Origin of the sequence: Palleronia sp. THAF1, assembly GCF_009363795.1 — a bacterium.
Classification (GTDB): domain Bacteria; phylum Pseudomonadota; class Alphaproteobacteria; order Rhodobacterales; family Rhodobacteraceae; genus Palleronia.
Window position 1 is genome coordinate 2,957,571 of sequence record NZ_CP045420.1, and the last position, 23,674, is coordinate 2,981,244.

A 23,674-nucleotide genomic window follows, 5' to 3' on the forward strand; every position below is an offset into this window, starting at 1 on the left:
CAGTTATGGCAAGAGTAAAATTCCTCTGCGACACGGATCGCTGTATCGAATGCAACGCCTGCGCGACATCGTGCAAGAACGAGCATGAAGTCCCGTGGGGCATGGTTCGCCGCCGCGTCGTGACGATCAACGACGGTGAACCGGGCGAGAAATCCATCGCGATTTCCTGCATGCACTGCACCGATGCGCCTTGCGTCGCGGTGTGCCCCGTCTCGACCCTGTATCAAACCGATCTGGGCGTCGTCCTGCATGACAAGGACACCTGCATCGGCTGCGGCTACTGCTTCTACGCCTGCCCGTTCGGCGCACCGCAGTTTCCCCGTGCCACCCTGTTCGGCTCACGCGGCACGATGGACAAATGCACCTATTGCGCCGGTGGCCCGGAAGAGAACGGCTCGGAAGCCGAGTTCCAGAAATATGGACGTAACCGACTGGCCGAGGGCAAGCTGCCCATCTGTGCCGAAGTCTGCTCGACCCGCGCACTTCTGGCCGGTGACGGAGAGGTCATCGGTGAAATCTACCGCGAGCGTGTGCTGACCCGCGGCTTCGGCTCCGGCGCTTGGGGCTGGAAAACGGCCTACTACCCAGAGGAGGCATAAGACATGACGATGATGCACGCCTCCGACACGGACATGGGTGCCCCTAACAAGGCAACGCCGGATAGCGGACACGGCCACCAGCCCCCGCACCAGACTTTCTGGCGCATCGTCGGCGCGATCTTCGCGCTGATCTTCGCGCTACTGCTGGTCATTCAGGTCTTCGAGATCTTCGACGGCGACAACCAGACCGTCCCCGAAGTCCGTTGGGGCACGCCGCCCATATCTGACGTGCAGACCGGCCTGTCTGGCGTGCAAACCGAAGACATCCTGCGCGACCGTGCCACGCTACAGGCCGACCGTCAGGAATTCGGGCCGTCTCCCGATGCGCCCCGCACATTCCAGGTCGGCCCGGAGGTTCAGCTGCAAACCGAAGAGATCGAAAACACCTCGCCCTTCCTGACCAACAGCTGGGCCAATCCCGGCGAGGGTGAGACCGCCATGGTGCGCGGCACCGACCGTGTCGAAGGCGTGTCGTCCCTGCCCTACAACGGCGCGGAAATCTTCGAGCGTCCCTTCGCTCGCGATTGGCGTCTGGGCCTTGCCGATTTCTCCACCCACTTAGGCGCTCTCGCCATCCTTGGCTTCGCCTTCCTGCTGTCCTTCTTCCTGGCCGTCCGGGGTCGCGTCCCGATCGCTTCGGGTCGCTCCAGCAAGCCCCGCGTCAAGCGCTTCGGCCTGCTGGAACGCGCAACGCACTGGATGACCTCTGCATCGTTCCTGATGCTGGCGCTGACGGGCATCGTGATCGCCTACGGCGACACCCTGATCCTGCCCTTCGGCGGCGATATCCTTGGCCAAGCCGGTTGGCTGGCGACGTGGGGCCACATGATGTTCTTCCCGTCCTTCGCCATCGGCGTCGTGCTGATGTTCATCATGTGGGTTGGTCGCAACCTGCCCGACCGCTATGACGCCAACTGGCTGAAGAAAGCGGGCGGCATGTTGTCTGACACCACCCACCCGTCCGCCAAGAAATTTAACGCCGGGCAAAAGCTGATCTTCTGGTCTGTCATCCTCGGCGGCGGTGCGCTTATCGCGACTGGAATCGTGCTGATGTTCCCCTTCGTTCTGGGCATCAATGTCACCAGCTGGGCCATGCTGGCCCACGCGATCATTGCGGTTCTCATGATCGCGGTTATCCTTGGTCACATCTACATCGGCTCGGTCGGCATGGAAGGCGCGTTCGCCGCAATGTGGTCCGGCAAGGTCGATCGCAACTGGGCCGCCGAGCACCATGACGTGTGGCTCGCGGAAATGGAGCAAGGCAAGGAGACGCGCCAATGATCGGGTTTCTCGCAGGCGTCGTTACCGCCGCCGTCCTGTCGGTCGTGATGCTGGTGGGCATGCAGACGCTCTATGTGCCAACGGAAATGCTCTACTCCGGCCCCAACCTGCAACTGAACGACCACCTGATCGAACAGACAGTCGGTGGTGGGACAGAAAGCGATTGAGCGAGCCGCTTGAAATACACCTTCTGAACGCGACCGGCCGTCTTCGGCCGGTCGTGTCGTTTCTGCACTCACGCATCCGCGCCGCGGTCGAAGAAACCGCCCGCCACCTGCCGCTTGGCCCGCTGGATGTGGTGGTCGAAGCTGGCCCCCGGGTCATTCCCGAAAAAGGCGCGGTCGGCTACACGCCCCATGCCAACGCCATCTTCGTGACCGTCGACCCCGACAATCCCGCGCTGGTCGCGGACGAGAACCGCGCCTTCGAAAGGATGATCGCGCATGAGCTGCACCACGCCGTGCGCTGGACCGGCCCCGGTTACGGCACGCATCTGGGCGAGGGGCTGATCTCTGAAGGTCTCGCCTGCCGATTCGTCCGCGAAGTCTACGGCCCACCGTTCGAGCCTTGGGAAAAGGCGTTCCACCCTTTCGATCTTGCGCCACATCGCGATGCCGCACTCGAACGATGGGACAAGGCCTACAACCACCCGCGCTGGTTCATGGGCACCGGGGACCTGCCACGCTGGCTCGGCTACTCACTGGGCACCGACCTTGTCGAGCGCCACCTTGCCGACCACCCCCACGACAGCGCGACCGGCCTTGTCCACGCCGACGCGGACCGCTTCAGACCATCCGCTTGATCGCCGCCGCGTGCCCGTCCTTGGCGGCCAAAGCGGCCTCTGACACCTCCGCCACCGCGCCGTCCAGATCATCGACGATCCGATCCACCAGCCCCATCGCCAGCGCCTCTTCAGCCCCGATCTTCACGGCGCCCATCAGGATCAGCTTCGCGCGTGCAGGCCCGACCAACGCCACAAGCCGCCCCGGATCGTCAGGCTGCGGCAGATAGCCCAGCTTCATCACCGGGTAGAAGAACCGCGCGCCCGGCACGGCGATCCGCAGGTCGCAGGCCAGCATCATCCCCATCGCACCGCCCGCACAAGGCCCGTTCAACGCGGCTATCGTCAGCCCGGCGAATCCCGCCACCGCGTCCGACACCTCTTTCCAAAGCGGCGAAACGGCCAGCCCCGCCCTTGCCGCCTCCAGATCCGCCCCGGCGGAAAAGACGGACCCCGCGCCGGTCAGAACCAACACCCGCGCATCGCAGGCCGCCGCGTCGCGCACCGCTTCCAGCATCTCCGCCGTCAGCGCGTTGGCCTTGGCCGAGCGGTCCAGCACCACGCGCCGCAGCGCACCGTCGTCTTCGATCCGCACCGTCATGGCTCTTTGCTCTCCGAACTACCCAAGACCAACCACGCAAAACACGCCATCAGTCGATCAGACCCACCGCCCGGCGCACATCCTCGTCCCGCAGGCGCACTTCCTGCCCGCCAAGACTGTCCCCGGCAGGTCCAGCCATCCACACCAAGGCGCGGCCGACCCACTCCGGCGGGATGTGATCGTCCCAGTCCAACTGGCTAACCGGGTTCACGCCCGACGCCTTGATCTCGCGCTGCATCTCTGTCGCCACGGTGCCCGGCGACAGGCCCATCACCCGCACGCCCCTGTCGCGCAGTTCCAGATCGGCAGCCTCTGTCAGCATCTTCGCGCCCGCCTTCGACGTGCAATAGGCCGACCATCCCTCCAACGCGTTGTGCGCCGCACCCGAGGATATGGTGATGATCCTCCCCGATCCCTGCGCCTCCATCACCGGGGCGGCAGCGCGGATGCCGTGGAAGACACCTTTGACGTTGATATCGATGGTCTGTCCCCAGGCGTCCGGGTCGGCTTCGGACAGGCGTGCGATGGGCTGGATCACGCCCGCGTTGTTCACCACGACATCCAAGCGCCCGAAGGTGTCCACCGCCGCCTCCACGGCCTGGCTGACCTCCCAGAACCGAGAGATGTCACAGGGCACCGCAAGCGCCTGATCCGGCCCCAGATCGCCGGCAATCTCTGCGATATCCCCGCGAGAGCGCGCCAGCAGCACGACTCGCGCGCCTTCTGCCGCGAAAGCCCGTACTGCCGCTTCTCCGATTCCACGGCTTGCTCCGGTGACCAGCACCACCTTGTCGTCCATCGTGCCCATGTCGTGCGTCCTTCAATCAGTCACCTTGCCGCGAGCCTAGGGCGATGTGCCGCCCTGTCCATCGCTTCTTGCTTGACGCGCGCGCAGCAAGCGCCACCCTTTGCGCTCTGTCTCGAAAGGATGATCCATGATCCGCCTAGCCCCCGTCGCCGCTGCCGTGTGGCTTGCATCCAGCCCCCTCGCCATCGCGCAGGTAGCTCCGGATGCACTGTGGTCCGCCTGGCAACAGGGCGCCGGGTTCGTCAGCGCCACCGGCACCGCTGAACCCGACGGCGATGCTTTGGTTGTCGAAGGCCCGCGCATCAATATCGGCGCCTTGCGGCTGGAGGCCGGCAGCCTGCGGCTGGTGCCCGATGGCGACGCGACGGTGATCGACCTGCCCGACACCTTCACCATGACGCAGGGCGACATCAGCGCCGATGTCTCTGCCGCCGATCTGACCTTGCGCGCAGCGGGTGATCCAACGAATCCAACCTATACGCTGATCGCGCCGCAGATGGACGCGGCCCTCAGCGGACAAAGCCTGACCGCCGATCTGATCGCCACCGCCGTCGATGCGACCATCGCCCCCGACGCAACGCAAGCCAACATCGACCGCCTGGCCATCACCAGCGAGACCGCCGGTTTCAGCGCCAGCCGCGATGGCGTCGACCTGCTGATCGACGGCCCGCTCGACGCGCTCACGGCCCTTGCCGCCGGTGAAGCCGGGTCCGACGTGGCGATCACGCTGAACGCTAGCGAAACCGCGCAGACAAGCACGCTGCCCGATGGGCGCGGCACGTTGCGCACGGTCACTGGCCCGTCGGAGGAGGCCGCCAGCGCGTCGGACGGCACCGTATCCCTGTCGCAAAGCGTCTCGGCCATTGACCTGTCGCTCGACACAGCTGCCCTGCCGATCGAAGCCGCAACCTTCGCCATAGATACCGCCACCTGGTCCGTCACCGGCCCTGCCGCCACCCGGTCAGAGCCATCACCCATGGCGGTCGATCTTGCGCTGAACGGCATCACGGCCTCTGAAGACCTGTGGCAGCTCTTCGATCCCGCCGAAACGCTTAGCCGCGACCCCGCCGAACTGCGCCTTGCCTTCAGCGCTGACGTCACCCGCGACAGCGCATCCAGTTACACAGCGCAACGCGCCGCGCTGGAAACCTTGCGCCTGTCGGTCCTAGGCACCGAGCTGACCGGACAGGGCGCCGCCATCTTCAGCCGTCCCGACGCGCCCTACGGTCGCCCGGTCGGCACCTTCGCCTTCACCCTGACCGGCGCGGTCGAGCTTCTGGATCGCCTGCAAGCACTTGGCACCCTGCCCGGCGGCCCGCTGATGGGCGCGCGCATGGGGCTGGGCTTCTTCACGCGTCCCGGATCGGAAGACGGCGAACTGACCAGCAGCGTCAAGATCGGCCCCGACGGCATCGTGACCGTGAACGAACAGCAGATTTACCAGATCCCCCTGCGTGCGGCACCGGGGCAATAGGGCTTGGCCCCGCGCGGCTGGCCCCCTACATCAGGCAAGCCGCAAAAGGACGACCCATGACCCAAGCCGCGACCCTATCCCAACTCTCCGCTGATCTCCTGGCAGCAGCGACACGCGCCGGGGCCGATGCCGCCGACGCCATCGCGGTCCGTGACGCATCGCTGTCGATCAACGTCCGCGCCGGAGCATTGGAAGATGCCGAGCGCAGCGAAGGAGTCGAGATCGGGTTGCGCGTCCTGATCGGTCAGCGACAGGCCTGCGTGTCGGCGTCCGACCTGACGCCCGCCACGATGCAGGACATGGCAGAGCGCGCCGTCGCCATGGCCCGCGAAGCCCCGGAAGACCCCGGCGCAGGCCTTGCCGATCCGTCACAACTCGCAACCGACTTCGACGCCGCAGCCCTTGAGTTGGCCGACGATGCGGCGGAGCCGGACCCCGCGCATCTGGAACGGCTTGCGCTGGAAGCCGAGGCCGCCGCACTCGCGGTCAAAGGCGTCTCCCGAAGCCAAGGCGCTTCGGCCAGCTACGGCTGGCGCGACATGCACCTTGCCGCGACCAATGGCTTCTCCGCCGGCTATCGTCGCACCGGATCCTCCATCTCTGCCGTCGCCATCTCGGGCGAGGGCACCAAGATGGAGCGTGAATACCACGGCGAAAGCCGCACCCACGCCGCCGATCTGCCCGCCGCCGCCGGAATCGGCACGCTTGCAGGCGAACGTGCCGTCGCCATGCAAGGCGCGCGGCAGGCCAAGACCGGTGCCTACCCCGTTCTGTATGACGAACGCATCTCGTCCTCGTTGATCGGCCACCTGCTGATCGCCACCAACGGCAGCTCCATCGCGCGCGGCTCGTCCTGGGCGCGTGATTTGCTGGGCGAAGAGGTGTTGCCGACCGGCCTGTCGCTTACCGAAGACCCGCACCGCCCGCGCATCGCGGGCTCTCGCCCCTTCGACGCGGAAGGCCTTGCTACCCGACCGCGCGACATCGTGCGTGACGGTGTGCTGCAAGGCTGGACGCTGGACCTTGCCACCGCCCGCAAGCTGGGCCTGCAAAGCACGGCCAGCGCCGCGCGCGGCACCTCCGCCCCTCCGTCCCCATCGGTCACCAACGTCACCCTGACCCCCGGCACGCACACCCGCGACAACCTGATCGCGCAGATGGGCACCGGCCTGCTGGTCACCTCGATGATCGGCTCGACCATCAACCCCAACACCGGCGACTACTCGCGCGGAGCCTCGGGGTTCTGGGTCGAGAACGGCCAGATCGCCTACCCGGTGAACGAAATTACCATCGCCGGCAATCTGCGCGACATGCTGCGCCGCATCACGCCCGCCAACGACGCGCGCGACCACCTTTCGCGCCGCGTGCCGTCCTTGCTGGTCGAAGGCCTGACGCTTGCCGGCGCATGACCTGGCCCTTCTGACCGATGCCGCAGAAATGGGAGGCAAGATCGCGCTGCAACACTGGCAGCGCGATCCCAAGGTCTGGACCAAGGACGACGACAGCCCCGTCTCGGCCGCCGACCTCGCGGTCGACGAAGCCATCCGCGACGCCCTGCTGGCCGAACGCTCCTACGCGTGGATGTCAGAGGAGACGCCCGACGACCTGTCGCGCCTGAATGCCCAACACTGCTTCATTCTCGACCCCATCGACGGCACGCGTGCCTTTCTGAAGGGCGAAGAAAGCTGGTCCGTCTCGCTTGCCGTCACGACTGGGCCAGATGTCACCGCCGCCGTCGTTCATCTGCCCGCGCGGGGCCTGACCTATACCGCCGACACCACCGGCGCCTGGCTGAACGGTGATCCGATCACCTGCGCGGACCTTGCGGAAACCCGAGGCGCCCGCGTCCTTGCCAACAAAGCGGTTTTCGATGCCAAACACTGGCGCACAGACCCCGGCTTCAAACGTATCTTCCGCCCGTCCATCGCCTACCGCATGGCCTGCGTCGCCCATCCCAAGGCCGACGCCATGCTGACCTTCCGAAACGCTTGGGATTGGGACATCGCCGCCGGGACCCTGATCGCCCAAAGCGCCGGGGCCCGCGTGACCTCCCGCACAGGCGCGGCGTTGCGGTTCAACTCGGCCTCCCGCACCAATGACGGCGTCATCGCCGCGAACCCTACGCTGCACGCGGCAATCCTGGGCTGCGTTTCTAGCTAGCACTACCGCGCATGGGTATTGCCAGATGCACCCCGATATCTGATTACAAAAGAGAAAAGCGGGCGCTACCCGAAGGATAAGTCACCCTTCTGGACAAAATCTCGTCACACTCCATATACTAGCATCGCAGCAATCACACACCTTACGCAGGGAAGAACCTGCTCGATCCAAAACGGGAGCTGAGAGCCGATGCGGTTCGTTGAACGCAATGCTGTTTCTGTCAGCGGGCGCGGCGCGGTACCGATTGTCTTTCTGCACGGCTATGGCTGCGACAGCGGTATGTGGCGCGCCGTCCTTCCGGCCTTTCAGGACGATTTCAAGGCCATCACCTACGATCTGACGGGATACGGACGCTCTCATACCGCCGACTACGATCCCGAGCGCTACGCCTCTCTCGAAGCCCACGCCGACGATCTGATCGCGATCATCGAAGAGCTTGATCTGCGCGATGTCATTGCAGTCGGCCATTCTGTCAGTGCCATGACCGTCGGACTGGCCGCGAAACGGCGGCCTGACCTGATCTCGCGCCTTGTCATGGTCTGCCCCTCTCCCAGCTACGTCGACGACGGCGACTACGTTGGCGGCTTTCTTCAGGAAGACCTGCATAGCCTTCTAGATATCGTGGATTCGAACTATCTGGGCTGGTCGCGACAGATGGCGCCGCAGTTCATGGGCGCGCCGTCCCAACCCAAGCTGGGCGAAGAACTGGTCGACAGCTTTTGTCGGACCGATCCGGATATCGCGCGGCATTTTGCGAAGGTGACCTTTCTGCACGACCACCGCGCCGAGGTGAAGGATATCAAGCAGCCGACCCTGATCCTGCAATGCCACGATGATGTCCTTGTACCACCGCAGGTCGGCGACTGGATGGTGGCCAACATGCACGACGCCACGCTGACCGTTCTGGAGGCAACAGGCCACTGCCCGCATATGAGCGCGCCGAACAGGACGTCTGACGCCATCCTGACCTTCCTGCACGCGCCCGCCGCAGCCTGATCGCGTATGCAGCCAACAAGCGATCTTGAAGATTGGCCATGCGGATTGATCGATCTCGACGGCGCGGGGCGCGTGTTGACCATGAACGGCCAGATGAAAGCATGGCTTGGCCTGGACGACGATCAACCCGGCCTGACCCTGCACGACCTGCTGCCGCGCGCCGTGCGCATCTATTTCGAAACGCACCTGCGTCCGTTGCTGATCGTCGAAGGCAAGCTGAGCGAAGTTTCCGTCGATTTCCTATGCAGCGACGGCACCCGCTTGGGAACATACCTGAACGCCGTTGCGGATCGTTTGGACGGCAAGCTGACTCGCATTCGGATGGCGGTCTTTCGCAACGAAACCCGCAAGGCGTTCGAGCAAGAGCTGATTGCACGCCGCCGGGAAAGCGACCTGTTCAAGGTACTCGTGGCGTCATCGCCTCAGGCCATCGTCTCGATCGACGACGGGCAAATGATCCGCAGTTGGAACCCCGCCGCGACAAGACTCTTCGGATACGACGCGGAGTCGGTCATCGGGCAGCCCATCCGATCCATCCTGCTGTCATCCGAGATGCACGCGCCGTTCGAGGCCGCACTTGCACGGGCCACGGCCGGTGAAATCGTGCGCGACGAGACGGTACGCATCCACCAGAACGGGCACCCGGTCGACGTCGAAGTCTCGATCGCCGTCGTCCACGATGAAATCGGCAAGGTCTCCGGCTTCATGCTGACCTTCATCGACATCAGTCATCGTAAGGCGGCCGAAGCCGAAGCCAGCAACTTGCTTGAGGAACTCAACCACCGGTCCAAGAATATCCTCTCCATCGTTCAGGTGATCGCACGGCAGACCGGGCGTTTCCACGACGGCCCCGAGTTTCACAATGTGCTGTCGCAGCGCCTCGCCAGCCTGATCTCCAATCAGGAAAGCCTGATTCACAAGCAGGGCCGCACCGCCGACCTGGGTCATTTGGCAAAAACGCAGTTTTCGCATTTGATCGATCCCAAGGGCGATATCGTGACACTCGAAGGACCGCCAGTTCAGCTGAATCAGCAAGCGGCGCAGGCCATCGGAATGGCGATCTTCGAGCTGGTGACCAACGCCGTGAAATACGGCTCGCTGTCACAACCTGATGGCCGCGTCCTGCTGACATGGACGGTCGTGGAAGAGGATGAACCAGGGCTGAAGATGACGTGGCAGGAGGAAGGCGGCCCTGCGATAGCTGCCCCCGCACGTCGGGGCTTCGGCTCGCAGGTCACCGGACCAATCCTGGAGGGCGTGACTCATGGCCAGACAACGCGCGACTACGTGGCAAGCGGCTTTGTATGGACATTTTCCGCGCCGTTGGATCGACTCTGCTGAAGACGATGTGCCGGGCATAACCTTGGGACGTCTTTTGCTCCCTGCACTCTGCGAACACTCTCGCTGAACGCCGAAGATATCGCTCTCCGGGTAGACTGGCCGGCGGGACCGCGGGACGACGAGCGGACAGATCATGCCCACTCTCGTCGGGCCACCTTGCTGTACATCGGCCAGACGCTGCCACGACATCCACCCACCAAATGCCCTACGCACACCCTACCCGCGCTGCACATTTGCCCGACGTCCGCTGCACGCTTGCGGGACGGATGCGGGACGGCCTAGACACAGATCAAAGGAGAACCCCCATGACCCAACGCCTGCACCTCGTTTTCGGCGGTGAGCTGATCGATCCGTCCAAGAATGCCTTCAAGGACATCAAGGACATCCACATCGTCGGCATGTTCCCCGACTACGCCAGCGCCTATGACGCGTGGAAGACCAACGCCCAGAAGACCGTCGACAACGCCCACATGCGCTACTTCATCGCCCATCTGCACCGCATGATCGACGAAGAGATCGACGGCTCGCCGACAGAGGCGCTCGACGGCTGATCGCCGGTCCATGCCAGACCTGTCCCTGACCTTGCTGCGCCACCGGCTGGCCGCCAGCCGGGAATCGGCACGCCGCCCGCACCCTGCCATGGCAAGCGCACCGCGTCCCGATGGGCGGCTTTTGTGGGTACATTACGGCGCAGGGGCCAGCGTTCACCCCACGGGGCTGGTGTTGGACCGCCTGCGCGACGAGCTGTCGGATCTGTCCATCCTGACCACCGGAATGGGCGCGCCAGAGCGCCTGACTGCTCTCGCCCCCGCCGATACCGCCACCGATGCCGTGGCGTTTTTGGATCACTGGCGCCCCTCTGCCGCGCTGTTCTGCGGGGCCGACCCCTTCCCGCTTCTGTGGGAGATCGCCCTGTCGCGCGGCATTCCCCTGCTGGCCGCTGACACCGATCCCGCGCGGATGGCGCTGGCTTTGGTCAAGCCCATGGCGCAGTTCGACGCGGTGATGGCCCGCGCCCCCGATCCGCGCCTCGGAGCGGTGGTCGAGGTCTCCGGCCCTTTTGCACAGGTCGCCGCGCCGCCCGCCGTTGCAGCGAAGGTGCTCCAGGCAGCCATCGACCGTATCGGAGCGCGGCCCATCTGGCTGGCGTTGAACACCGCGCCAGAGGAGGTGTCGCTGGTGCTGGACGCGCACCGCCGCGCGGCACAGATGACCCACCGTTTGCTACTGATACTGATGACCGAGGATGACGCAGAGGCCGGTGAGGCGCTAGAGGCGTCCGGTTTGCGCTGGCAGGTGACCAATACGGCCCCAGTTGCCCCCGATACGCAGGTCATCCTGGCAGATCGCGATCCGGGTCTGTGGCTGCGCCTTGCGCCAGTTGCCTTCTTGGGCGGCACGCTTGCGACCACCGGCCCCGTCGCACCCGTTGCGATGCCGGCCGGGCTTGGTGCAGCGATCCTGACCGGCCCACGCCTGGGGGACGATCCGGACATGCTGCAAAGTCTGCTGGACGCCGATGGCGCACGTCGCGTGACCGATGCGGACAGCCTTGGCACGCAGGTGGAACGCCTGCTGAACCCGGAAGAAGCCGCAGCGCTTGCACACAACGCGTGGACCGTGACGACCGAAGGCGCAGAGGCCAGCGCGCGCCTGTTTTCATTGCTGGACGACACGCTGGCGGGCGTGCCCGAATGAGCAGCCCGCCGCGCTTCTGGTCCGCACCGCCGGACGCGCCGGGCCTTGCAGCGCGCGTTCTGTCGCCGCTGGGTGCGCTCTACGGTGCTGCGACCGCGCGGCGTGTGGCGCAGCCGGGTGCGTCCGTCGGAGTGCCGGTGATCTGCGTCGGAAACATTAACGCGGGCGGGACGGGCAAGACGCCAACCGTGATCGAGATCATCCAGCGCCTGACCGCGCGCGGTGTGGCGGCGCAGGTCATCAGCCGCGGATACGGTGGCTCGAACAAAGACACGCGCAAGGTCAGCACCAGCGACGATGCCGCGGTAGTAGGCGATGAGCCGCTTCTGTTATCGGCCTTCGCGTCCACATGGGTCGGTCCCGATCGGCTGGCGCTGGCCCGAGCAGCGGTAGCAGATGGCGCGCAGGCGATTGTCATGGATGACGGCTTCCAAAACCCGGCGCTGGCCAAGGATTTGTCCTTGGTCATCGTTGATGCGCAGGCTGGCTTCGGCAACGGGCGCGTGATCCCGGCGGGACCGCTGAGAGAGCCTGTGGCCGCCGGTCTGGCGCGCGCCGACCTGCTGCTGTCCATCGGCGATTCATCTGCCCAAACCGCCTTCCATGATCTGTGGGGCCATGCCATTCATCTGCCCCACCTGACCGGCGCTTTGGAACCACTGCCGACTGGGATGCCATGGGCCGGGCTGCGGGCCTTCGCATTTGCGGGCATCGGACGGCCCGCCAAGTTTTTCGAAACGTTGCGAGGGCTTGGTGCAGAGATCGTCGGCCAGCGCCCACTGGACGATCATCAGCCGCTGTCATCCGCCCTGCTGCAACGCCTGACGGCAGAGGCTCAGGCGGCGAACGCGCAGCTTGTCACAACGGAAAAGGACGCGGTGCGCTTGCCCGCGTCCTACCGTGCGTCGGTTCTGACTCTGCCCGTGCGATTGCAGATTGCAGACGCGACGCCCTTGGACGCCGCGCTGGACCGCATCGGGCTTTAGCTGTCTTCGTCGAGCTTCTCGTCGAGGATACGCGAGAACTCGTCATACGGCATGTTCGAGAACTTCTCGCCGTCGATGATGAAGCTGGGGGTGGATGTGATGTCATCCGCCTCGGCGTTCTGTTGGAAGTTGGCATACAGCGCCTCGGCCTTCGTTCCATCGGACAGGCAGGCAGTCAGCTGATCGTCGGTCAGACCGGCGGTCTTGCCCAGCGTTTTCAGGTTCTCGGCGATTTCTGCCGGTTCACCTTGTGTCCAGTCGCGCTGGCGCTCGTAGATCAGGTCCGAGATGCCGAAGAAGCGGTCGGTCGAGCCTTCGCAGCGCGCGACCATGTCGGCCCACAGGCCGTAGCGGTCGAAGTAGACGCCGCGATAGGTGAAGCCGATCTTGCCGGTGTCGATGTAATCGGCCTTCAGCTCTTCGAACACGGTGTCGTGGAACGTCGCGCAATGGGGGCAGGTAAACGACGCGTATTCGATCACCTGGATATCTGCGTCGGGGTTGCCCAGCGTCATTTCCTGGATGTCCACTTCTGCGGCGACGGCGCTGCTTTCCTGCGCGTTGGCGGCAGCGAAGGGTGTCGAGGCCGGGTTCGCGGTGGGCTGAGACATATACCATGCGCCCCCTGCAACGGCGGCAACGGCAATGGCGGCAAGGGGAAGCGTCTTCATGGTCGGTCCTTTTTCTTCGACAGCACATTCGTGCCAAGGCGTTCTAGGGCGGCGCGCAGATCTGCGTCGCCGACGTCAGTTGCGGTCTCTCGCGCAGCTTTGATGACAGCGGGATCAAGCGTGCGTTCCGGCGGTGTGTAGCCAGCCGCCGTTTCGCCAAAGCCCGTGGGCGCGGTTTGCGTGATGTGAATGCGGCGGATCGCCTGATAGCCGTAGCAGGCGTTCACACGCTCACGCAGTTGTTCCTTCTGCATTTCCAGCATCGGTGCCTGCGCGCCGGTGGTCAGAACGGTCAGAGTGGCCCCAAGTGGGCCGCGTCCGAACGACACTTCGACGGGTTGGCAAATCTTGGCGATCGCCTCGCCCGCCACCTCTGGCCAGCAGGTCAACAGGCGCGACACGGCAAAGCCACGGCTCTCGCCGACGGTGCGGATGCTCCGCTCCATCAGGCTGGCGGCGCGCACGGCCCCCTTGCGGAACCTGCGGCGATGTGGCGTCTGGGCTTGGCTCATGACCGGCAATCTATGCCTTGGAGCACGGGACGGAAGAGCAAACCCGGATCGAGGGCATAAAACATGCGTGACGCGCTGACACGATCCTTGCTGGACTGGTACGACGCCAACGCGCGCGAGATGCCGTGGCGCGTGGGTCCAACCGACCGGAAGGCGGGCGTGCGGCCCGATCCCTACGCCGTCTGGCTGTCCGAGGTGATGCTTCAGCAGACGACCGTCGCCGCCGTGCGCGCCTATCACCAACGGTTCATCGCGATCTGGCCGACCGTGGGCGATCTGGCGGCGGCTGACGATGCGGCGGTCATGGCCGAATGGGCGGGCCTTGGCTACTACGCCCGCGCCCGCAACCTTCTGAAATGCGCGCGCGCCGTGGTTGCGGATCATGGTGGACGCTTCCCAGACACCTATGACGCGCTGCTGACCCTACCGGGGATCGGCCCCTACACCGCCGCCGCGATCTCTGCCATCGCGTTCGACCGAGCGTCAGTGGTGGTGGACGGCAACGTCGAACGTGTGATGGCGCGGATGTATGCGGTTCAGACGCCGCTGCCCGCAGCGAAACCCGAGCTTACGGCGCTGGCTGCCGCACTGACGCCCGACACACGCCCCGGAGACTACGCGCAAGCGGTCATGGATCTTGGCGCAACCATCTGCACGCCGCGCAGCCCCGCCTGCGGCATCTGCCCGTGGATGAGCGACTGCGCCGCCCGCAAGCAGGGCATCGCGGCAGAGCTGCCGAAGAAGACACCGAAAGCGCCGAAGCCCGTGCGGCGGGGCGTCGTCTACGCCGGTCGGCGCCCTGACGGCGCCTGGCTGCTAGAGACGCGGCCCGACAAGGGTCTGCTGGGCGGGATGGTCGGCTTTCCCGGATCGGACTGGGCCGAGGTGCCGGAGGACACAGCGCCCCCCGCCGACGCCCGCTGGCAGGACGCCGGAGAGGTGCGCCATATCTTCACCCATTTCCACCTGATCCTGCTCGTCCGCGCCGCGACGGTCGAAGGCCCCGCGCAACGGGGCAGATTCACACCCGCAAATGCCTTCAACCCCCGCGATCTGCCTACATTGATGCGCAAGGTCCTTAACGCAGCCCTTGCGGCATTGCCGCCGCTTGAGCGGACGCCCGACACGGATGTAGAAGACACGTAATGACCCACCTGTCCAAAGCCCTGCCGTTCTGGCTATCGCTGCTGCTTGTCCCAGTGATCCTGGTGTCGGCGGCGCTAGGGGGGTGGTGGCTGATGCTTGTGCCTGCGCTGACGTGGTGGCTGTTCTCGATCATCGACAGTTTCGCTGGTCTGAACGAAGCCAATGAAGACCCCCAAACCCCAGACAGCCAGCTGTTCTGGTATCGCACAGTCACACTGATCTGGTTTCCAATCCAGTTCACGCTGACATTCGGCTTGATCTGGTACGCCACACACGCGGACTATTCGGGCGCGGAACAGTTCTGGCTGTTCTTCGGCATGGGCGTCTTGTCCGGCACCGTCGGCATCAACTACGCGCATGAGTTGATGCACCAGCGCAACCGCGCCGAACGCTGGCTCGCCGATCTGCTTCTGGCGATCGTTTTCTATTCCCACTTCCGGTCAGAGCATCTGCTGGTCCATCACCGTTACGTCGGCACGCGCCGCGACCCCGTGACGGCGCGCTATAACGAGGGCTTCCACCGTTACTACCCGCGCGTCCTGCGGCAATCGCTGATGTCGTCCTTCCGCGCCGAAGCTGCCATGCTGGCCCGCAAATCGCTGCCGTGGTTCCACCGCAGCAACCCGTTCTGGCGCTACTGGGCGTTGCAGGCAGGCTTCTTGATCCTCGCCTTCGCCCTTGGCAGCTGGACGGGCGTCGGCCTTTTGCTGGTTCAGGCGGGCGTTGCGATCTGGCAGCTGGAGTTGGTGAATTACGTCGAGCACTACGGCCTGACGCGCAAACATCTTGGCGACGGCAAGTACGAGCACGTGCAGCCCCGCCATTCGTGGAACGCGTCGCAGAAGGCGTCGAACTGGCTGCTCATCAACCTGCAGCGCCATTCGGACCATCACTACAAGCCGGACCGCCGTTTTCCGCTGTTGCAGACCTTCGACGATACGCAGGCTCCGCAACTACCGGCAGGCTACCCGATCATGACCTTCGCCGCGATGATTCCGCCCCTGTGGAAGCGGATCATGAATCCGCGCGTGAAGGCGTGGCGCGCGCAATTCTATCCAGAAATCGAGGATTGGCAGCCCTACAACAAGGCGCTGAACCCCGCGCCGCGCTAGGTCTGGTGGCTGTCGCACGCGAAGGCCGAACGCCCGCCAACCTTGGACTTGCGGATCGTGCCATCGCACTTCGGACAGGCCCCGCCGTCTTCGCGGTGGTGAATGATCCAATCGTTCGGCAGCTGAGCATAATCGGCATCGGTATCCGACACTGCATTCAGCACTTCATGCATCGCGTCGAACAGCGCGTCGATCTGCGCGTCTTCAAGCTCGTTGGCATTCCGATCCGGCGCAATGCCCGTGCGATACAGCATCTCGTCCGACCACAGGTTGCCGATTCCGGCCACCTTCTTCTGCGCCATCAGCGCCGACTTCACCGCGCCGTTCGTTCCGCCGATCACGGCACGGAACACATCGCGCTCAATACCCAGCGCATCCGGCCCCCAGCCCTCATCGTTCAGAAACGCATCGGGATCGTCGATCACCCTCACCCAGCCCAGCTTGCGCGGGCAGCGATAGGCCAGCCGGCGCGTTCCCTCGAACGCTATCAACAGCTTGGTGTAGTCCGGTGGCTCACGCTCGCCCTCGTCGAAGGCGTATAGCTCGCCGGTCATCCCCAGATGTACAACGATCCAAGGGCCCGCGGCCGAGCCCGCAAAGATCAGTTTGCCGTGGCGCCGCGTCTCGGTGAACTGCCGCCCGACCAGCCGTCCGCGCTCGTTGTCGCCCGGCAGGTCGATGTATTCGACGTCATCGGACAGCGTCACCGCCTCGATGGTGCGGTTGAGGCAGTCGCGTTCGATCCGGCGGCGATTGGCTTCGGCTTCGGGCAGTTCTGGCATCGGCTCAGGTCAGCTCTTCGTCTGCCTTTGCGCTGTCTTCCGAGGTCTCGGGATCGTCCGAGCGCTCGGTCTCGTCCCCCCCCGACTCCGGGATGTGATGCACGATGGTGCGCGTCGGGAACGGAATATCCAGACCCTCGGCGTCCAGCGCCTCTTTCACCTTGCGCTTGATGTCGGCCTGATAGGCGAAATAGTCATCCGCATCGACCCAAGCGCGGCACATGAAATCGACCGAGCTGTCGTTGAGATTGTTCACCTGCAGCCACAGATCCTCGTCCGTCATGGTGCGCTTATCGCCCAGAACAGTCTCTCGGATGACCCGTTCGGCATCGGCAAGGTTCACACCGTAACCCACGCCAAACGTCCACTCTGCCCGCCGATGCGGGTAGACAGAGTAGTTGACGATGGTGTTCCCCCACACGTCCTTGTTCGGGATGATGATCTGCACGTTGCCGATGCTGGCCAGTTCCGTGAAGTTCAGCGTGACTTCCTTCACCGTGCCCATCTGGCCGTTCACCTCGACGAAATCGCCTTCTTTGATGGGCCGGAAGAAGATGATCATCACGCCCGCCGCGATGTTTGTCAGCGTGCCCTGCAATGCCAGGCCGATGGCCAGACCGGCGGCACCGATGGCCGCGACGATACTGGTCGTCTGCACCCCGAAGGTGTTCAGAACAAAGAGGAACGTGAATGCGAGGATCGCGTAGCGTGCAAGGTTGCCCAGGAAGTTGAACAGCGTCGTGTCCATGTCCGGCCGGGCGGTGCCGATGGACCGGATGCGGCGCTTGACCCACCCAGCGATCGTGTACCCCACAAGCAGGATGAAGATCGCGGACAGGACATTGCCAGCGATCGACAGCAGGAAGTCCAGCGTCAGAATGTCGCCGATGGTCTGGTCCCCAAGCGAGAAGTTCAGGATCGGGTTCAGAATGGGGTCTAGGAAATCCATCACGTCAGCGCGTCCATCTTTTCGGCCAAGTCTATATCTCGCGCGCTCAAACCCTTTACGTCGTGGCTCGTCAAGGTAACGGAAACGCGATTGTAGACGTTCGACCACTCTGGGTGATGGTCGACGGCCTGCGCATGGATCGCGGCGCGCGTCATCCAACCGAAGGCCTCGATGAAGTCGGCGAACTTGTAGTCCTTGGTGATCGCGTCTCGACCTTCGACCTCTGACCATCCTCGTTCGGCCAACCTCGCCAGCGCCTCCGTGCGCGCTTGGCCTTCTAGCTTGTCGCTCATTCCGGCTCTCCCTTGTCCTTTCGGAACGGACCGTAGCTGGTCAGAACCTCTATCTCTTCGTCCACCGCGCGACGTTCGGCGGTTAGAAACTGCTCGACTGCCGTGCGGAACCCCGGATCGGCAATCCAGTGCAGCGAGTGCACCGCGTGGGGTAGGTAGCCGCGCGCGATTTTATGCTCGCCCTGCGCGCCCGCCTCGACCCGTGTGCGACCATGCGCCAGCGCCCAGTCGATGGCCTGATAGTAACACAGCTCGAAATGCAGGAACGGCACGTCCTCGATACAGCCCCAATAGCGGCCATAGAGTGTATCGCGACCGATGAAGTTCAGAGCACCGGCAATCGGCGTGCCTTCGTCCAGCGCGAGCATCAGCAACATGTCATCGCGCAGGTTCGCCTGCGCTTCCTCGAAGAACGCGCGCGTCAAATAGGGTGTGCCCCACTTCCGCGCGCCGGTGTCCTGGTAGAACTGCCAGAAGGCATCCCAATGGTGAGGCTTCAGCTCATCGCCGGTCAGATGCACGATCTCCAGCCCGGCCTCTTGCGCAGAGCGGCGTTCCTTGCGGATCGTCTTGCGCTTGCGCGATGACAAAGCGGCAAGGAAGCCGTCGAAGTCGCCGTAATCCTCGTCGATCCAGTGATACTGCTGGCCAAGGCGGTGCAGAAGGCCCATCTCAACACCCGCCTGCGCCTCGGCCTCTGTGCAGAAGGTCGCATGCAGGGTGGCGATGTCATTCTGATCGGCGATGCGCACCGCGCCCTCGACCAAAGCGGCATAGCCGATCTCATCGTGGTCCGGGTGCGTCAGGAACCGCCGCCCCGTGGCCGGCGTGAACGGCGCGGCGATCTGAAGCTTCGGGTAGTAGCTGCCGCCCGCGCGCTCATAGGCATGGGCCCATGAATGGTCGAAGACATATTCACCCTGACTGTGTCCCTTGGCGTAAAGCGGCGCGCAGGCGATGATCTGCCCATCGGCCTCGGCCGTCAGGTAATGCGGTGACCAGCCGGTGCCCGGCCCGACAGAGCCCGAAACCTCCAGCGCCTTCAGAAAGCGGTGCGTCGTAAAGGGATCGACCGGCACCCCGCCATCCGGGTTCGCGCAGGCATCCCAGTCGGCCGCGTCGATGGCGGTCAGGCTGTGGTGGCTGGAAACGGCGATCTGCGGCTGGTCGGACATGGCCGAGAGGTGTGGCGGGAGGCGCCAAGATCAAGCGGGCGCGAAACCTTCGAACGTGATCTGATCGGCATATTGCAGCGCTGCGTCGGCCTGTTGTTGGCCGCGGATGGTCCAGCACAGCACCGATCCACCGTGCTGCTTCACCTGCGCCACGGCAGCGGAGGATAGGGTAGTGTGGTCGTGGCTGATGAAGTCCAGCGCGTCGCGCCAGCCCTCGATGGGGCCGTCCCCCTCGGTCGTCAGCCCCAGATGCACCCCGGCGGGTAGCCAGTCGAGCGCGTGAATGTAGGTGTGCCGGAACGACATCACCGCCAGCCGCGCCCCGCCGCGCGCAACTTCGGCCACCACCTGCCCGACGGCCTGTTCTGGACCCAGGTCGCAGGTCTGATCCTTGATCTCGACCAGCACCGGCACACGGTCACCGATCTGCGCCAAAACATCGGCCAGCGGCAAGATCACATCGTCCGACCCGGTCAGCCGCACGGTGGCCAGTTGTTCGGCGGTCAGGCTGCGCACGGGCCCTTCCAGATCAGTCAGGCGATCCAGCCGGGGATCGTGGAACACCACCGGCACACCATCGCGCGACATCTGCACGTCCAGTTCGATCCCATAGCCCTGCGCCACGGCGGCATCGAAAGCGGAGCGGGTGTTCTCGATCACGCCGTTCCGGCGGTCGTGCAGCCCGCGATGCGCAAAGGGTCGGGCAAGGCAATCAGCGGGAAGTGTCATGCGATCTGGAAGATACCCTCGATCTCGACCCGCACGCCCATTGGCAGGGCCGCGACGCCGACGGCAGAGCGGGTGTGCCGCCCTGCGTCGCCCAGCACTTCGGCCATCAGGTCGGACGCGCCGTTCACGACCTTGGGTTGGTCGGTGAACTCGGGCGTAGAGGCGACGAAGCCGGTCAATTTCACCACCTGCACCAGTCGGTCGAGATCCCCATCGCAAGCCTTGCGCACCTGAGCCAACAAGGACAGCGCACAGGCGCGTGCCGCGGCCACTCCCGCGTCGATATCTTCCGGTCCGTTACAGATACCGGTCATCAGGCCGTCCGGCCCGGCGCTGATCTGACCGGATACGTACAGAAGGTCGCCCATAAACAGGAATGGCACGTAGTTGGCCGCCGGGGCGGGTGCGTCGGGCAGTGTGATGCCCAGTTCATTCAGTCTGTCGTCGATCTTGCCCATGTCATCCTCCGGTGCTTACAGGCCACCCAATCCCCACGCCACGTCCGCGTCAACCTTCGCGGAAGGCACGGGTGAAATAGTCGGTCAGAGGCTTGGTCAGGTAGGCGATGGGCGTGCGGTCGGCGGTGCGCAGATACGCCTCTACCGGCATGCCGGGGATCAGCGACAGTCCTTCGGGCAGCTTGTCGATCTCTCCCGGAGACAGCACCAGTTCGGCGCGGTAGAACGCCGCTTGGCTGGTATCGTCGACAAATGCGTCCGCGGATACCAGGATCACCTGCCCGGATAGTTCCGGCGTCGTGCGCGCATCGAAGGCGGGGAAGCGCAGGATGACCTCTTGCCCCTCTGACACCTGATCGATGTGAATCGGCGGCACGCGGGCCTGGATAACCAGCGCGCGGTCCTGCGGCACGATGTATAGAACCGGCGCAGCGGGTGTGACCACGGCCTGCGGGCCGAAGACGCTCATGTCGTAGACCACGCCGCCGACAGGAGCCGTGATCGCTGTGCGGGCACGTTGTTCGGCCAGACCGGCGACGCGCTCTGCGATCTCGGTCTGGCGCACGCGCAGGTCGCGCAGTTCGGTGATCGCCTGCTCGCGGCGCTGAACGGTGTAGACCAGCACTTGATTGTCGATCTCGGAAATTCGCTCACCCGCCTCGGCCCGGCCTGCGATCAATTCGCCGATCTGGCCCTGCAAGCGCGCCGCCTCCCGGCGCAGCGACAGGACGCGACTGGCCTGTGCAAGACCCCGATCCAGCAGCGTTTGCTGGCTCTCCAGTTCTTCGCCGATCAGCGACACCTGCTCGCGCAGCGATTCTTCCTGCGCGCCAAGCCCGTCGATCTGGCGGTCGATCTGGGCGCGGCGACGTTCAAGCTGGCCCAGCGTCATCTTCGCCGTCTCGCGCCGCGCTTCGAACAGATCGCGCTGGCCCGTGACAAGATCGGCGACCTCGGGTTCGAGATCGGCCAAAGCCAGCAGGTCGTCGGGAAAGGTAATTGCCTCCGAATCCGCCTGCTCGGCTTCCAGCCGGGCGCGGCGGGCGCGAAGCTCATTCAGTTGTGCGCGCGCGGCGGTCAGCTGGCTGTCGAGCAGCTTGGTATCCAGAACCACCAGCAGATCGCCTGCCTCGACGGTATCGCCCTCCCGCACCAACACCTGTTCCACGACGCCGCCGTCGGGGTGCTGCACGATCTGGCGGTTCTGATCGACCTCGATCTGACCGGACACGACGACCGCACCGGAAATCTGCGAAAACGCCGCCCAAGATCCGAAGCCGGCGACCAACAGCAGCAAGGTGAAGAGACCCAGCAGAATGGGGCCGCGGGCGGACCAACTCATGAGACGCCTCCGGGATCGGCGGTGATCTGGCGGTGGTTCTGCGTGACCTGCCGCAACACCTCATCGCGGGGACCGAACGCGCGGCGCATTCCGTTTTCCAGCATCACCAGCGTATCGCACCCGGCGATGGCGGACGGACGATGCGCCATCAGCACGACCGCGCCGCCCGATGCCTTCATCTCAGCAATAGCGATGTTCAGCGCCTGCGTTCCCTCGTTGTCGAGGTTTGAGTTCGGCTCATCCAGCACCAGCAGCACCGGATCGCCATACATGGCGCGGGCAAGTCCGATCCGCTGCATCTGCCCGCCCGACAGCCGCCCGCCCGCGCTGGAAACCGGCGTGTCATAGCCCTGCGGCAGCTTCAGGATCATCTCATGCGCCGCTGCCTTCTGCGCGGCTTTCACCACAGCCTCGGACGATACCTGCGGGCTAAGGCGCGCGATATTCTCGGCGATGGTGCCGTCGAACAGCTGCACGCGCTGGGGCAGATAGCCGATGTGCTGACCCAGAGTATCGGGCTCATACTGATCCAGCGCGGCGCCGCCGAGGCGGATCTTGCCGCCCGCGCTGCGCCACACTCCGGTCAGCGCCCGTGCAAGGGTGGATTTGCCAGAGCCTGACTGGCCGATAACGCCCAGCGCCTGCCCCGGCTTCACCTCGAACGAGACCATGCGCAGCGACGCTTGCGGCTGGCCCGGCGGGATCACCGTGATCTGATCCACCACAAGATGCGCAGAGGGGCGCGGCAGTGCGGTGCGCGCGGGTTCCTGACCCTGAGCGCTGAGCAATTCGGCCAGCCCGGCCCAGCCCTGTCGCGCGCGCTGCACCAAGGGCCATTGCCCAAGCGCTTGGTCGATGGGCGCCAATGCACGACCCATCATAATAGAGGCTGCAATCATGCCGCCCGGTGTCAGTTGCTCTTGCAGAACAAGCCACGCGCCCAATGCGAGCATCAGAGATTGCAGAAAGATGCGCGACGTGCGCGTCAGAACCGTGAAGCCACCCGTCGTCTCGGTACCCGTCATCGACTGGGTCAATGCACGCTCGCGCAGGTCCTGCCAGCGCGAGAACGCGGCATCCTGCATGCCAAGAGAGCGCACCATTTCAGCCTCTTGCCGGACCTGTTCGGACATTCGGTGCGCCTGAACCTGAGCCATTTGCGCCTGCGATTGAACGCCTTTGGACAGAAGCTGGTTCAGGGCCGCGATCCCCGTCAGAACGATCAGCGCGCCAAGCGCCAGCCAACCCAGCAAAGGGTGGAAGATAAAGATCAGCGCAAGGAAAAGGGGCGTCCAAGGAAGGTCGAACAGCGCGGTCAGAACCGGGGAGGCCAGAAGGCGTTGCACCGATTCCAGATCGCTCAGGTAATTTCGGACGTTCGCGTCGGGGTTCGTGGCGGCCGCGCGCACCGTTGCTTCGAACACCCGCCGGTCCAGCCGGGACTGAAACCGCGCCCCGATGCGGCCAAGGATGCGGCTGCGCGCAAGATCCAAGAGGCCCATCATGATGAACAGGAACGCCATCAGGAGCGTCAGCGCCACCAGGGTGGATTCGGACCGAGAGCCCAAAACGCGGTCATAGACCTGCAGCATGAACAGCGGACCCGTCAGCATCAGCAGGTTCACTAACATGGAAAACAGGCCGACAGCCAGGAACAGGCCGCGGCTTTCGGACCGGACCTGCGCCAGTTCAGCCCGCCCCCTGCTTAGATCCGCCCGTCCCGCCATGAGCCAGCCCCGCTTGAGTTGCCCGCGTCACACTCTATCGTGCAATACCTACA

Annotated in this window: 26 protein-coding genes; 14 read left to right on the top strand and 12 right to left on the bottom strand. The window is 64.6% G+C overall.

From position 1 onward, the window contains the following. Positions 1 to 5 precede the first annotated feature (5 nt). The 4 genes from fdh3B to FIU81_RS14830 are packed head-to-tail and all read left to right on the top strand — an operon-like array spanning position 6 to position 2,682. On the top strand, positions 6 to 599 hold the full coding sequence (gene fdh3B, locus FIU81_RS14820; RefSeq protein WP_124110312.1) for a formate dehydrogenase FDH3 subunit beta: 594 nt from the start codon (positions 6 to 8) through the stop codon (positions 597 to 599). 3 nt (positions 600 to 602) lie between these two features. Then, entirely contained in the window at positions 603 to 1,880 is a 1,278-nt protein-coding gene (locus tag FIU81_RS14825; protein ID WP_124110311.1) for a formate dehydrogenase subunit gamma, read from the top strand. After that, complete coding sequence (locus FIU81_RS16815) at positions 1,877 to 2,047, top strand: hypothetical protein (RefSeq protein ID WP_172971493.1); 171 nt, start codon at positions 1,877 to 1,879, stop codon at positions 2,045 to 2,047. Before FIU81_RS14825 ends, FIU81_RS16815 begins: the two co-directional genes overlap by 4 nt. Then, positions 2,044 to 2,682: a DUF2268 domain-containing putative Zn-dependent protease gene (locus tag FIU81_RS14830; RefSeq protein ID WP_172971494.1), complete on the top strand. Its 639-nt coding sequence runs from the start codon at positions 2,044 to 2,046 to the stop codon at positions 2,680 to 2,682. The genes FIU81_RS16815 and FIU81_RS14830 overlap by 4 nt, the downstream gene beginning before the upstream one ends. Here FIU81_RS14830 and FIU81_RS14835 read toward each other — a convergent pair. Continuing rightward, entirely contained in the window at positions 2,666 to 3,262 is a 597-nt protein-coding gene (locus FIU81_RS14835; RefSeq protein ID WP_124110309.1) for an enoyl-CoA hydratase/isomerase family protein, read from the bottom strand. The two genes, FIU81_RS14830 and FIU81_RS14835, sit on opposite strands and share 17 nt — an antisense overlap. Before the next feature lie 49 nt (positions 3,263 to 3,311). Beyond that, positions 3,312 to 4,070, bottom strand: coding sequence for an SDR family oxidoreductase (locus tag FIU81_RS14840; protein ID WP_413816212.1), 759 nt, complete (start codon positions 4,068 to 4,070; stop codon positions 3,312 to 3,314). A gap of 127 nt (positions 4,071 to 4,197) precedes the next feature. Between FIU81_RS14840 and FIU81_RS14845 the strand changes: the two genes are divergently transcribed. From FIU81_RS14845 to lpxK, 8 genes are all read left to right on the top strand, one after another. Next, entirely contained in the window at positions 4,198 to 5,544 is a 1,347-nt protein-coding gene (locus FIU81_RS14845) for a DUF2125 domain-containing protein (RefSeq protein ID WP_124110308.1), read from the top strand. A gap of 56 nt (positions 5,545 to 5,600) precedes the next feature. Next, complete coding sequence (locus FIU81_RS14850) at positions 5,601 to 6,953, top strand: TldD/PmbA family protein (RefSeq protein WP_124110307.1); 1,353 nt, start codon at positions 5,601 to 5,603, stop codon at positions 6,951 to 6,953. Next, positions 6,940 to 7,704: a 3'(2'),5'-bisphosphate nucleotidase CysQ gene (locus FIU81_RS14855; protein WP_124110306.1), complete on the top strand. Its 765-nt coding sequence runs from the start codon at positions 6,940 to 6,942 to the stop codon at positions 7,702 to 7,704. Before FIU81_RS14850 ends, FIU81_RS14855 begins: the two co-directional genes overlap by 14 nt. 189 nt (positions 7,705 to 7,893) lie before the next feature. Then, complete coding sequence (locus FIU81_RS14860) at positions 7,894 to 8,700, top strand: alpha/beta fold hydrolase (protein ID WP_124110305.1); 807 nt, start codon at positions 7,894 to 7,896, stop codon at positions 8,698 to 8,700. A 45-nt stretch (positions 8,701 to 8,745) separates the two neighbouring features. After that, positions 8,746 to 10,041 (top strand): PAS domain S-box protein, encoded by a 1,296-nt coding sequence (locus tag FIU81_RS14865; protein WP_172971495.1) that lies wholly within the window; start codon positions 8,746 to 8,748, stop codon positions 10,039 to 10,041. Positions 10,042 to 10,346: 305 nt separating this feature from the next. Continuing rightward, the gene (locus FIU81_RS14870) at positions 10,347 to 10,592 is read left to right on the top strand and encodes a DUF4170 domain-containing protein (protein ID WP_124110303.1); all 246 of its coding nucleotides are present in this window, start codon (positions 10,347 to 10,349) and stop codon (positions 10,590 to 10,592) included. Positions 10,593 to 10,602: 10 nt separating this feature from the next. Then, positions 10,603 to 11,739, top strand: coding sequence for a 3-deoxy-D-manno-octulosonic acid transferase (locus tag FIU81_RS14875; protein ID WP_124110302.1), 1,137 nt, complete (start codon positions 10,603 to 10,605; stop codon positions 11,737 to 11,739). Further along, on the top strand, positions 11,736 to 12,725 hold the full coding sequence (gene lpxK / locus FIU81_RS14880; RefSeq protein WP_124110301.1) for a tetraacyldisaccharide 4'-kinase: 990 nt from the start codon (positions 11,736 to 11,738) through the stop codon (positions 12,723 to 12,725). The genes FIU81_RS14875 and lpxK overlap by 4 nt, the downstream gene beginning before the upstream one ends. On the opposite strand, the gene FIU81_RS14885 is transcribed toward lpxK, so the two are convergent. Together FIU81_RS14885 and FIU81_RS14890 are read right to left on the bottom strand one after the other, a co-directional pair. Further along, positions 12,722 to 13,396 carry a DsbA family protein gene (locus FIU81_RS14885; RefSeq protein WP_124110300.1) on the bottom strand — a complete coding sequence of 225 codons (675 nt, stop codon included), beginning with the start codon at positions 13,394 to 13,396 and terminating at the stop codon, positions 12,722 to 12,724. The genes lpxK and FIU81_RS14885 overlap by 4 nt on opposite strands. Continuing rightward, positions 13,393 to 13,908, bottom strand: a complete 516-nt coding sequence (locus FIU81_RS14890) for a DUF721 domain-containing protein (RefSeq protein WP_124110299.1) — start codon at positions 13,906 to 13,908, stop codon at positions 13,393 to 13,395. The genes FIU81_RS14885 and FIU81_RS14890 overlap by 4 nt, the downstream gene beginning before the upstream one ends. Before the next feature lie 63 nt (positions 13,909 to 13,971). On the opposite strand from FIU81_RS14890, the gene mutY reads away from it, so the two are divergent. Together mutY and FIU81_RS14900 are read left to right on the top strand one after the other, a co-directional pair. Beyond that, positions 13,972 to 15,054: an A/G-specific adenine glycosylase gene (gene mutY, locus FIU81_RS14895; protein WP_124110298.1), complete on the top strand. Its 1,083-nt coding sequence runs from the start codon at positions 13,972 to 13,974 to the stop codon at positions 15,052 to 15,054. Next, positions 15,054 to 16,166 (top strand): alkane 1-monooxygenase, encoded by a 1,113-nt coding sequence (locus FIU81_RS14900; protein WP_124110297.1) that lies wholly within the window; start codon positions 15,054 to 15,056, stop codon positions 16,164 to 16,166. Before mutY ends, FIU81_RS14900 begins: the two co-directional genes overlap by 1 nt. Here the strand turns inward: FIU81_RS14900 and FIU81_RS14905 are convergent. From FIU81_RS14905 to FIU81_RS14940, 8 genes are read right to left on the bottom strand one after another with little or no spacing between them, the layout of a single operon-like run. Beyond that, positions 16,163 to 16,948: an Fpg/Nei family DNA glycosylase gene (locus FIU81_RS14905; protein WP_124110296.1), complete on the bottom strand. Its 786-nt coding sequence runs from the start codon at positions 16,946 to 16,948 to the stop codon at positions 16,163 to 16,165. The two genes, FIU81_RS14900 and FIU81_RS14905, sit on opposite strands and share 4 nt — an antisense overlap. A gap of 4 nt (positions 16,949 to 16,952) precedes the next feature. After that, a complete protein-coding gene (locus FIU81_RS14910) occupies positions 16,953 to 17,897 on the bottom strand; it encodes a mechanosensitive ion channel family protein (RefSeq protein ID WP_124110295.1) in 945 nt (314 codons plus the stop codon). Beyond that, positions 17,897 to 18,190, bottom strand: coding sequence for a 4a-hydroxytetrahydrobiopterin dehydratase (locus FIU81_RS14915; RefSeq protein WP_124110294.1), 294 nt, complete (start codon positions 18,188 to 18,190; stop codon positions 17,897 to 17,899). Before FIU81_RS14915 ends, FIU81_RS14910 begins: the two co-directional genes overlap by 1 nt. Beyond that, positions 18,187 to 19,365: a GNAT family N-acetyltransferase gene (locus FIU81_RS14920; RefSeq protein WP_124110293.1), complete on the bottom strand. Its 1,179-nt coding sequence runs from the start codon at positions 19,363 to 19,365 to the stop codon at positions 18,187 to 18,189. Before FIU81_RS14920 ends, FIU81_RS14915 begins: the two co-directional genes overlap by 4 nt. 30 nt (positions 19,366 to 19,395) lie before the next feature. Continuing rightward, complete coding sequence (locus tag FIU81_RS14925; protein ID WP_124110292.1) at positions 19,396 to 20,094, bottom strand: glycerophosphodiester phosphodiesterase family protein; 699 nt, start codon at positions 20,092 to 20,094, stop codon at positions 19,396 to 19,398. Further along, positions 20,091 to 20,552 (bottom strand): RidA family protein, encoded by a 462-nt coding sequence (locus FIU81_RS14930; RefSeq protein WP_124110291.1) that lies wholly within the window; start codon positions 20,550 to 20,552, stop codon positions 20,091 to 20,093. Before FIU81_RS14930 ends, FIU81_RS14925 begins: the two co-directional genes overlap by 4 nt. 49 nt (positions 20,553 to 20,601) lie before the next feature. Next, positions 20,602 to 21,894: an HlyD family type I secretion periplasmic adaptor subunit gene (locus tag FIU81_RS14935; RefSeq protein ID WP_124110290.1), complete on the bottom strand. Its 1,293-nt coding sequence runs from the start codon at positions 21,892 to 21,894 to the stop codon at positions 20,602 to 20,604. After that, positions 21,891 to 23,621: a type I secretion system permease/ATPase gene (locus FIU81_RS14940; RefSeq protein ID WP_124110289.1), complete on the bottom strand. Its 1,731-nt coding sequence runs from the start codon at positions 23,619 to 23,621 to the stop codon at positions 21,891 to 21,893. Before FIU81_RS14940 ends, FIU81_RS14935 begins: the two co-directional genes overlap by 4 nt. Positions 23,622 to 23,674 lie beyond the last annotated feature (53 nt).